At 72.4% G+C, this 10,078-nt stretch carries 7 protein-coding genes; 5 read left to right on the top strand and 2 right to left on the bottom strand.

Annotated features, from left to right (window positions below; genetic code table 11):
- The first annotated feature begins 167 nt into the window (after positions 1–167).
- Positions 168–1,391 carry a glycosyltransferase gene (locus tag DFQ59_RS19045; protein WP_114281326.1) on the top strand — a complete coding sequence of 408 codons (1,224 nt, stop codon included), beginning with the start codon at positions 168–170 and terminating at the stop codon, positions 1,389–1,391.
- 158 nt (positions 1,392–1,549) lie between these two features.
- Here DFQ59_RS19045 and DFQ59_RS19040 read toward each other — a convergent pair whose 3' ends face one another.
- A complete protein-coding gene (locus DFQ59_RS19040) occupies positions 1,550–3,418 on the bottom strand; it encodes a pyruvate kinase (protein ID WP_114281325.1) in 1,869 nt (622 codons plus the stop codon).
- Between the two features lie 56 nt (positions 3,419–3,474).
- A complete protein-coding gene (locus DFQ59_RS19035) occupies positions 3,475–4,851 on the bottom strand; it encodes a YhjD/YihY/BrkB family envelope integrity protein (protein ID WP_245937331.1) in 1,377 nt (458 codons plus the stop codon).
- A 139-nt stretch (positions 4,852–4,990) separates the two neighbouring features.
- Here DFQ59_RS19035 and DFQ59_RS19030 point away from each other — a divergent pair, with 139 nt between their 5' ends.
- The 4 genes from DFQ59_RS19030 (at position 4,991) to moaA (ending at position 10,070) form a co-directional block, all read left to right on the top strand.
- Positions 4,991–5,926, top strand: coding sequence for a M48 family metallopeptidase (locus DFQ59_RS19030; protein ID WP_147275293.1), 936 nt, complete (start codon positions 4,991–4,993; stop codon positions 5,924–5,926).
- Between the two features lie 216 nt (positions 5,927–6,142).
- A complete protein-coding gene (locus DFQ59_RS19025; protein WP_114281323.1) occupies positions 6,143–7,096 on the top strand; it encodes a DMT family transporter in 954 nt (317 codons plus the stop codon).
- 26 nt (positions 7,097–7,122) lie between these two features.
- A complete protein-coding gene (locus DFQ59_RS19020) occupies positions 7,123–8,994 on the top strand; it encodes a cation:proton antiporter (RefSeq protein WP_114281322.1) in 1,872 nt (623 codons plus the stop codon).
- An 86-nt stretch (positions 8,995–9,080) separates the two neighbouring features.
- Positions 9,081–10,070, top strand: a complete 990-nt coding sequence (gene moaA, locus DFQ59_RS19015) for a GTP 3',8-cyclase MoaA (protein ID WP_114281321.1) — start codon at positions 9,081–9,083, stop codon at positions 10,068–10,070.
- The last annotated feature ends 8 nt before the right edge of the window (positions 10,071–10,078 follow it).

Genomic DNA, 10,078 nt, shown 5'->3' with positions numbered 1-10,078 from the left:
ACACGGAACACGGAACACGGAACACGGAACACGGAACACGGAACACGGAACACGGAACACGGAACACGGAACACGGAACACGGAACACGGAACACCCCTGTCACACTCCCTCAACACACCCGCCCTAGACTCCCGTCGGAATGGCCGGCTGACGGGGGTTCCTTCACGTGCGCATCCTGATGGTCTCGGATGTCTACTTTCCGCGCATCAATGGCGTCTCCACCTCGATCCAGACCTTCTGGCGCGAGCTCTCCGAGCGGGGCCACGAGCTCACCCTGGTGGCGCCCGACTATGGCATCGAGGGGGCGGACCCGGAGGGGTTGATCAGGATTCCCTCCCGCTATCTGCCCATGGATCCCGAGGACCGCATGCTGCGGCTGCGGGCCATCTACGCGCGGCTGCCGGAGTTCGCCCGCCGCGGCTACGACCTGGTCCATGTCCAGACCCCGTTCGTGGCCCACTTCGCCGGGGTGCGCCTGGCGCGCCGCCTCGGCCTGCCGCGGGTGGAGTCCTACCACACCTTTTTCGAGGAGTACCTGCACCACTACGTGCGCTGGCTGCCGGACGCCTCCATGCGCCTGGCGGCGCGCAAGTTCTCCCGCTGGCAGTGCAACAACGTGGATGCGCTGGTGGTGCCCTCCAGCGCCATGCTGGAGCGGCTGCGCGCCTATGGCGTCAAGACCCCCGCGGCCATCATCCCCACCGGCATCGAGCCCCGGGACTTCCAGTCCGGCAACGGGGAGCGGTTCCGGTCCGCCCACGGCATCGGGCCGGAACGCCCGGTGCTGGTGCACGTGGGGCGCGTGGCGCGGGAGAAGAATATCGGCTTCCTGCTGCGGGTGGTCGAGCGGCTGCGCCGGGAAATTCCCGACGTACTGCTGGTGGTGGCCGGCGAGGGGCCGGCGCGGCACGAGCTGGAGCGGGAAGCCGCCGCCCTGGGCCTGGCCGGGAACGTGCGCTTCGTCGGCTACCTGGCCCGCGACGGGGCGCTGCAGGACTGCTACCGCGCTGGCGACGCATTCGTGTTCGCCTCCCGAACCGAGACCCAGGGGCTGGTGCTGCTGGAGGCGATGGCGTTGGGGGTGCCGGTGGTCTCCACCGCCGTCATGGGGACCCGGGACATCCTGGCCCCGGGGCGGGGGGCGCTGGTGGCGACGGAGGCGGTGGAGGACTTCGCCGCCAGGGCGCTGCGAATCCTGCGCGATCCTCGCCTGCGCCGGCGCCTGTCCGGGGAGGCGCGGGCCTGGGCGGGCGAGTGGACCGCCGGGGCGCTGGCCGAGCGGATGATCGGCTTCTATGCCCGCGTGGTGGAGGCCCACCGGCGCGGCGAGTCTCCCGTCACCGCGGGTGCGGCGGGCGTGGTTCCCTGCGGGGAGAAGGAGGGCGCGTGAGCGGCTGCTACAAGCTGATGCTCTCCAGCAGCGTCCGGCGCGAGGCGGCCCACCGCTTCCATGCCTCGCCCGGCTACGAACGCTATGGCTACGCCTTCACCGTGGCGCCCTGATCCCGCCCGCTGAGGGCGCGGGTTGCGGGTTACCGCCCGCAGGTCCTACCAGTGCAGCGCCCGCAGGCGGGCGCTCTTCTTGCGCTGGTGGGCGCGCATGCGGGTGAGGATGTCGTCCAGGGTCCCCAGCGCTTCCAGGATGTGCGGCCCCTTGTTCAGCATCACGCACTCGGCGCGCACGCCCATGGCCGCGTCGGTGAGCTCGGGCCGCGAGGCCACGCCCTTCTTGGCCAGGCTCTCCAGTACCTGGGTGGCCCAGATGGCCGGCACGTGGGCCGCCTCGCACAGCCACAGGATCTCCTCCTGGATCTCCGCCATGCGCTCCCCGCCCAGCTCCACGGCCAGATCGCCCCGGGCAATCATCACCCCCAGCGGGTGGCGCCCGAGGGTGCCGAGCAGGATCTCCGGCAGGTTGGCCACCGCCAGCCGGGTCTCGATCTTGGCCACGACCGGGAGCCGTGGCGCACCCCGGGCGGCCAGTTCGGCCAGCAGCCGCTCCATGTCCTCCAGGCTCTGGACGAAGGAGAAGCCCACCAGGTCGGCGTTGGCGGCCACGAAATCGAGGTCCCGCAGGTCCTTGGCGCTCAGGGCCGGCAGGGAGAGGGGCGTGTCCGGAAAGTTGATGCCGCGGTCGGGCTTCAGGCGCACCCCCCGGGGGCCGGCACGGGTGACCCGCAGGCGCAGGCCCTCGGCATCGCTGGCCTCCACCACCGTACCCAGCCTGCCGTCGTCGAACCAGACATGGGCGCCGGGCCGCACCCCGGTGAGCGCCTCGGGGCAGGTGCAGGCGATGCGGGCGGATTCCACCACGACACCGGAGCAGTCCCGGCGGCCGGGGTGGCCCGGGGTTGTGTCACGGGTCAGCAGCAGCGGGTCTCCCGCCTCCAGGAGCATGGCCGCCGGTCCCGCCGTGCAGGCTGACAGCGGCCATGCCTGCCCGGGGCGGCGGTCACGCCCGGTGTCGAGCCGGAAGCGGGTGCCGGGGCCCACGTAGCTGCCCTCGGGCGCGCGGACAAGCCAGCCGGCGCCGGCGGCGGCGCCGGTCACCTCCCAGGTCCGGGACTTGCCGCGGGTGTCGGTGAAGTGCAGCCGGCAGCCGGGCCCCAGCCGGTTGAAGAGCGCCTCCGGGGGGGTGAAGCACCAGGGGCCGGCGCCGGGTGGCGGCGCCGCTCCCGGGCGCAGGAGCAGCACGGTGGCGGGCTCGGTGACGCGGCCCAGGCGATCCCGCCGCGGCTTGACGTGCACGGCGCCCGGCTCCGGGCCGATGGCCCCGGTACGGATCTTGTGGCCGGCGAGATCCATCAGGACCCGGCAGCGGCGCCCGGTCTGCGCCTCGGCCCGGCGCAGGTTCGCGATCATCGCCGTCCACTCCGGCGGCCCGTCGTGGGCGCAGTTGATGCGGGCGCAGTCCATGCCGCGGGCGAGCAGGGCCCGGGTCAGCTCCGGGTCCCGCGCCGCCTCGCCGGGCAGGGTCACCATGATGTAGGCGCCCCGCGCCGGCCGGGGGCCGCAGAGGGCCTCCGCATGGGCACGCAGCAGGGCGCGGCCCTGTGCATAGTTGACCGGCGCGGGTTGTTCCGGCGCTTCGGCAGGGCGGCAGGAGACGGCCAGGCTCAGCAGGCCGGCCACCTTGTCCAGGCTGTGCAGGACATGGGATTCGCAGCGGCCGAGGGAGGAGAGCCCCGCGTCGGCGAGCCGGTCCTGGAGCGTGCGCAGATCGTGGGCGCGGAGCGCCAGGTAGTGGGCGAGATTGAGGGCGCTGGGGGAGAAGCCGTCGGGATAGTGGCCGTGATGGGTTTCCAGGCGCCGCTGCCCGGCCGCCAGCACCTGTCGGCGCAGTGCACGGACCTGCTCCAGCAGATCGGCCAGGGCGGTGGTGTCGGTGTCCGGAATCGATGCGGCGGGCAGGTTCATGCCGCCAGCATAGGCCGTCTCCTTGACAGCGGGATGACGCCGCGATGACAGCCCGGTCAGGAGGCGCGGCGTTCCCCCGCACCGTTCTCCCCGGCCGTTCCGGCCTCCCCGCCGACGGCCAGCATCTTCAGGTTCACGTCCGCCAGCGCCGCGCCGGCGGCGCTGTCCGCCCGCTCCAGCATCCGCGCCGCGGGGCTGTCCGGGGACAGCCGCCCGGGGTTCAGGTGGTCGTCCTCGCCGTCCCGGCGAACCGCGTCGAGCACCTCCTTCACCGGGGTCTCCTCCAGGGGGCGGGCGGGAAGGTGGCGGACCGGTTCCGTGCCGGCGCGCACCAGCAGCCCGCCGCGCTCCAGGGCGGTGAGCACCGGGGTGAGCAGGTCCATGGGCAGCCCCAGGCGCTCGGCCAGTCCCGCCGTGGTCCACCCCGGCCTTCCTGTATAGAAGGCCTCGCCCACCCGCTGCATCACCAGCAGCGCCACCTGCTCGCCGAGCCGTGCGCTCAGGCGCTGCTCCGCCCGTGCCGGGCTGAGATGCTCGGGGTGCTGGTGGTAGAAGGCGATGCTGGCGCCCACCAGCAGGATGAGCCAGCCCAGGTAGAGCCAGATCATGAACAGCATCAGGATGGCGAAGCTGGAGTAGATGGCCGTGTACTTGGTGGAGGTGACGATGAAGGCGCCGAAAGCCCAGCCGCTGGTCTGCCACAGGATGCCGGTGACCACCGCGCCGGTGAGCGCCGAGCCCACCTTCACCCGGGTGTTGGGCACGAAGATGTAGATGAGGGTGAAGGCGGCGATGATGAGCAGGTAGGGCAGCAGCTTGGTGACGAACTGCAGCAGGGTGCCGAAGGGTTCGATGGCCGCCAGCCGCTGCACCACCTCCGCGTCCATGATCGTCGCGGTCACGCCCAGGGCGGAGAAGACCAGCACCGGCCCGATCAGGATGACGCTGAGGTAGTCGCTGAAGCGCTGGGCGAAGCTGCGCTGCTCGCTCACCCGCCAGGTGAAGTTGAAGGAGCGCTCGATCTTCTGCATCAGGGAGACGACGGTGTAGAACAGCAGCGCGAGACCCAGGGAGCCGAGCACGCCCGCCTTGACGTTCTCCACGAAGCCGATGATGCGCCCCGTGATCTCCACGCCCTGCTCGCCCATGGGGGCGAGGAAGTTGAGCAGGGCCGGCTCCAGCTGGTTGTGCACGCCGAAGGCCTTCAGCACCGAGAAGCTCACCGCCAGCAGCGGTACCAGCGACAGCAGCGTGGTGTAGACCAGGCTCATGGCGCGCAGGGTGAGCTGGCCGTCGGCGAGATCCCGCACCACCGCCCAGGCGATGCGCAGGGCGCGCAGGGGCATGGCGCGCCAGCGCGGCAGCGTGGCGAGCTCCGGGTCCCAGACCTGGTGGGTGACCCGGCTGTAGAGTTCCCGGGGGGTTGCGGTCATGTGGTCGTCATCTCCCGGCGGGCGGCGGTCATCATCAGGGGCGGGTCCGATAATCGGGCGCAGCCGGGTTCGATTATCGGACGTCTCCTCTAAGGTTATCATCAGACTGCGACAGTGGCAGATCGGGGCGGGGAATTTGATGGAGCAGCGCAGTGGACAGGCCGGACGGCCGCGGGGCATGGCGCGTTTCCCCGGGCTGGGCGCGCGTTTCGAGGGGCTGCTGGAGCGCCTGGCGCATACCGCGCGTCCGGATGCGGGTCCGGTGGTGACGGAAGTCGGACGCCTCAGCGGGGCGCTGGAGGCCGATATCCGCAGGCGCGCCCTCGACCCCGGGCGACTCACGCCCACGCTGCGCGGCATCCGCGGCTGGCTCGCCTATTTCGCCGAGGGCGACCACCTGGACGCCTACCTGGCGGCGCGGCTGGCGCTCCAGGCCGGGCTGCGGGAGCTCGCCGGGCGCCGGCTGCGGGGTCCGTTCACCATCCACCTCCGCCCCATGACCGGCCTCATGCGCCTGCGCGGCGACCGTTCGGGTACGCGCCTGCACCTGCCCGCGGCGGTGGTGGGGCTGTCGGCGGCGGAGCTGGGCCATTGCGCCGACCTGGCCGCCGGGCGGCCGCGCGCCCGGGCCCGGGTCATGGCCGCGCTGATGCAGCCGGCCTGCCGGGCGGTGCGCGAGCGCATGCTGGCCCTGGGCGGCGAGGTGGACGGCGCGGCCGGGGCCTGTCACCACCTGGGCCGGCTGTTCGCCGCGCTGAACCGGGACCACTTCGGGGATCGCCTGGGGCGTCCGCGGCTGGAGTGGAGCGCCCGCCCGTCGCTGCGCAAGCTCGGTCACTACGATCCGCTGCACGACCGGGTGGTGGTGAGCGCGGCGCTGGACCGGGCCGAGGTGCCCGAGCACGTGGTGGCCTACGTCCTCTACCACGAACTGCTGCACAAGCATCACGGCGTCCGGGTGGAGGGTGGCACGGTGCGCGCCCACACCGCCGCCTTCCGCCGCGACGAGCGCCGCTACCCGGGCCACGCCGAGGCCGAGCGGTTCCTGGCCCGGCTCGGCCATTGGCTGTCTTGACAACGGCTCGGGGCCACGGGCAGACTCGTCCCATGAACCCGACTGCCGTCATCAGGAAAGCCCCGTGCCGCCGGCGCCCCATGCGCCGTGCGGGTTTTTCCTGCGGCCGGGATTCCTGAAGCAGCTGACGTCGCTCCGGCGACCATGAATCCAGAGGGGGCCGCAGATTTCCGGATCTGCGGCCCTCTTGCTTTTCCGAGCCCCGGGGAGAGACCCGTGTCCATTCCGGCCGCCTACATCGGCGTGATCCTCATCTGGTCCACCACCCCGCTCGCCATCAAGTGGAGCGGCGAGGGGCCCGGGTGGCTGTTCGGCGTCAGCGCGCGCATGGCGCTCGGCGCCCTCGCCTGCCTGGCGCTGGTGGTCCTGCTGCGCCAGCGCCTGCCGTTCGATCGCGGCGCCCGGCGCACCTACCTCGCGGTGGGGCTGGGCATCTTCGGCGGCATGCTCTCGGTCTACTGGGCCGCCCAGTTCATCCCCTCGGGCTGGATCTCGGTGCTGTTCGGCCTCAACCCCATGGTGACCGCCGTGCTGGCGGCGTTCTGGCTGGGCGAGCGCAGCCTGACGCCGGTGAAGCTGGCGGGCATGGCGGCCGGCCTGGCGGGGCTCGCCATCATCTTCGCCCGCGGCGCCACGGCCGGACCGGGGGCGGTGTGGGGCATCGCGGTGGTGTGCCTGGCGGTGCTCGCCCACGCCACCAGCGCCGTGTGGGTCAAGCGCCTCGGCAGCGGCGTCCCGGCCCTGGCCCAGACCGCCGGCGGGGTGAGCGTCGCGGCGCTCCTGTTCGTCCTGGTGGCGCTGGTCTCCGGCCACGCCTGGCCGACGGCCCTGCCGCGGCGGGCGCTGCTCTCCATCGCCTACCTGGCGCTGATGGGCTCGGTGGTGGGCTTCATCTGCTACTACTACGTGCTCAAGCACGTGGAGGCGGCCAAGGTGGCGCTGGTGACCCTGATCACCCCGGTGCTGGCCCTGTTCCTCGGCGCCGGCCTGAACGGCGAGCCGGTGGGGCCGGAGGTGCTCGCCGGCACGGGGCTGATCCTGGCCGGGCTGGCCCTGCACCAGTGGGGCGGGCTGGCGGCGCGCCGGTCCCGCCGCTTGCTCCGGCGGGCCGAAGCCCGGATGATTGAGGCAAACGAAACGGCCGTGAAGGAGACCGACCGCCTCTCCTGAACCGGCCCTGCGGGACGGGGGAGACCATGGAACTGCACCTGACGCCGGTCCTGGCGCTGCTCGCGGTCCTGGGGATGGGCGCCCAGTGGCTGGGCTGGCGCCTGCACATGCCGGCCATCGTGATGCTGACCCTGGCCGGCCTGCTGGCCGGCCCGGTGACCGGCTGGATCCGTCCCAGCGCCGACCTGGGCGCGGCGCTGGAGCCCATCATCAAGCTGAGCGTGGCCGCCATCCTGTTCGAGGGCGGCCTGTCCCTGCGCCTGCACGAGCTGCGCCAGGCCGCCGCCGGGGTGCGCCGGCTCATCACCCTGGGCGTGGTCTTCAGCCTGCTGCTCGGCGCCCTGGCGGCCCACTACGTCGGCGGCCTCGCCTGGCCGGTGGCGCTGGTCTTCGGCGCCATCATCGTGGTCACCGGACCCACCGTCATCATTCCCCTGCTGCGCCAGGCCCGGCTCAAGCGCCGCCCCGCCTCCTACCTGAAGTGGGAGGGGATCGTGAACGATCCCACCGGCGCCATCCTCGCGGTGCTCGCCTTCGAGTATTTCGTCCAGGCGGAGTCCGGGGGGCTCTCCCACATCCTGCTGCGGCTCGGCCTGGGGCTCGCCGTGGCCTGCGCCCTGGGCGGCGGGGTGGCGTGGCTGCTGGGCTGGGCCTACCGCCGCGGCGCGGTGCCGGAGTACCTGAAGGGGCCGCTCGCCCTGGCGGCGGCCTTCGCCGTCTACGCCCTGGCCAACGGGGTGCTGGAGGAGGCGGGCCTGCTGGCCGCCACCCTGCTCGGGGTGGTGCTCGGCAACCTCAACCTGCCGAGCATCGAGGAGATCCGCCGGTTCAAGGAGTACATCGCCATCCTGCTGGTCTCGGCGGTGTTCCTGCTGCTCACCGCCGATCTCGATCCCGCCATCCTGCAGAAGCTCGACTGGCGCAGCGCCGCGCTGCTGGCGGCGGTGCTGCTGCTGGTGCGTCCGCTCGCCATCTACGCCGCCACCGTGGGCGCCGGCATGGACCCGCGCGAGCGGCTGCTGGTGGCCTGGGTGGCCCCCCGGGGCGTGGTGGCCGCGGCGGTGGCCGGCGTCTTCGGCCCGGCCCTGGAGGCCCAGGGCTACCCGGGCGCGGAGCTACTGCTGCCGCTGGTGTTCGCCCTCATCCTGCTCACCGTGGTGGTGCACGGCTTCAGCCTGCCCTGGGTGGCCCGGCGGCTGGAGTTGAGCGCGAAGTCCCGCAACGGGGTGCTCATCGTGGGCGCCAACCCCTGGACCACCGGGCTGGCGCGGGTGCTCAATGAGCAGGAGGTGCCGGTGATCCTGGTGGACAGCTCCTGGCACCGCCTGCGCACCCCGCGCCTGGAGGGTATCCGGGTCTTCTACGGCGAGCTGCTCTCCGAGCAGGCCGAGCAGTCGCTCGAGTTCAACGAGGTGGGCACCCTGCTGGCGGCCACCGACAACGACGCCTACAACGCCCTGGTCTGCAGCCGCTATGCCGCCGAGCTGGGGCGCAACCGGGTGTTCCAGCTGCCGCCCCCGGGGGTGGAGGAGCGCGAGTCGCGCCAGGTGGCGCGCAGCGCCCGCGGCCTCTACGCCATGGCGGAGGTGGCGCTCTACGAGGAGCTGCTGGCCCACTGGTACCGGGGCTGGTCCTTCCAGAAGACCCGGCTCAGCGAGAGCTTCGACTTCGAGGCGTGCCGGGCGGCGTGTCCCGCCGAGGCCATCATGGTGCTACTCATCAAGGAGAGCGGCGCGGTGCGCTTCAGCGCCGTGGATGAACCCCTCAAGCCGGATGCCGGCGACCTGGTGGTGTGGTTCGGTCCGCGCCAGGAGAAGGCGGTGCGGGGCGAGCGGCTCGAGGAGGCCGCCAACGGTGACGGGGCGCCGGCCCCCGGTGACGAGCCCGCCCCCTCCTAGTCGTCCTCCACCGGTAGGCGCCTGGCCTGCATCTTGCAAACTCCTGTGGGAGTCCCGGTGCCCATCGGGAGACACGGGGGGTTGGCATGGCCGCAGAGAGACTCACGGATCGCTTTGGCCGCGGCATCGATTACCTGCGGCTGTCGGTCACCGACCGCTGTGATCTCCGCTGCGCCTATTGTCGTCCCCCGGGCCGGACGGATTACCACGAACCGGCGGACTGGCTCGGATTCGGGGAGCTGGAACGCATCGTGGCGGCTTTTGCCCGCCTGGGGGTGCGGCGCGTTCGGCTCACCGGCGGCGAGCCGCTGCTGCGCCGCGATCTGCCCCGGCTGGCGGAACGGCTGGCCGCTCTCCCGGGCATCGGGGACCTGTCCCTCAGCACCAACGCCATCCGGCTGGCGCCCATGGCGGCACGGCTGCGGGAGGCGGGAGTCGGGCGCGTCAACATCAGCCTCGATACCCTCGAGCCCGGACGTTACCGGGAGGTAACGGGCGGCGGGGACCTGGCGCGGGTCCTGGCGGGGATCGAGGCGGCCCGGACCGCCGGGATGGCCCCCATCCGCATCAACACCGTGGTGATGCGGGGCGTCAACGATGGGGAAATCCCCTCCCTGGTGGCCTACTGCATGGAACGGAACCTGACCCTGCGTCTCATCGAGACCATGCCCGTGGGTGACGGGGGGCGCGCCGCGGCCGGACGCTTCCTGGCCCTGGATACGGTGCGCCGGCGGATACTTGGGCATCTCCCGCTGGTTCCGGACATCGCTCCCGGGGGCGGTCCCGCCCGCTACTACCGCATCGACGGCACCGATGCCCGCATCGGCTTCATCACCCCGCTGTCGCAGCACTTCTGCGCCACCTGCAACCGGGTCCGCCTCGACGTGACGGGCAACCTCCTGCTGTGCCTGGGGCAGGAGCACAGCTATCCCCTCGGCCGGCTGCTCCGCGCCGGCGTGTCCGACGCCGGGCTGGAGGAGGCGTTGCGGGCGGCGATGGCCCTCAAGCCGGAGCGCCACGAATTCCGCGAGCAGCCCGCGAAGGTGCTGCGCCGGATGTCCATGACGGGCGGCTGAAACCCCGC

The organism is Thioalbus denitrificans, assembly GCF_003337735.1.
Lineage (GTDB): Bacteria > Pseudomonadota > Gammaproteobacteria > DSM-26407 > DSM-26407 > Thioalbus > Thioalbus denitrificans.
Note: the sequence above shows the minus strand (reverse complement) of the source record. Positions and strands in the feature narration are given on the sequence as shown.

What these genes read in the sequence shown, in the direction of transcription:
- DFQ59_RS19040 (WP_114281325.1), bottom strand. Translation starts at nt 3,418, where the DNA reads ATGAACCTGCCCGCCGCATCGATTCCGGACACCGACACCACCGCCCTG.
- DFQ59_RS19035 (WP_245937331.1), bottom strand. Translation starts at nt 4,851, where the DNA reads ATGACCGCAACCCCCCGGGAACTCTACAGCCGGGTCACCCACCAGGTC.
- DFQ59_RS19030 (WP_147275293.1), top strand. Translation starts at nt 4,991, where the DNA reads ATGGAGCAGCGCAGTGGACAGGCCGGACGGCCGCGGGGCATGGCGCGT.
- DFQ59_RS19020 (WP_114281322.1), top strand. Translation starts at nt 7,123, where the DNA reads ATGGAACTGCACCTGACGCCGGTCCTGGCGCTGCTCGCGGTCCTGGGG.
- moaA (WP_114281321.1), top strand. Translation starts at nt 9,081, where the DNA reads ATGGCCGCAGAGAGACTCACGGATCGCTTTGGCCGCGGCATCGATTAC.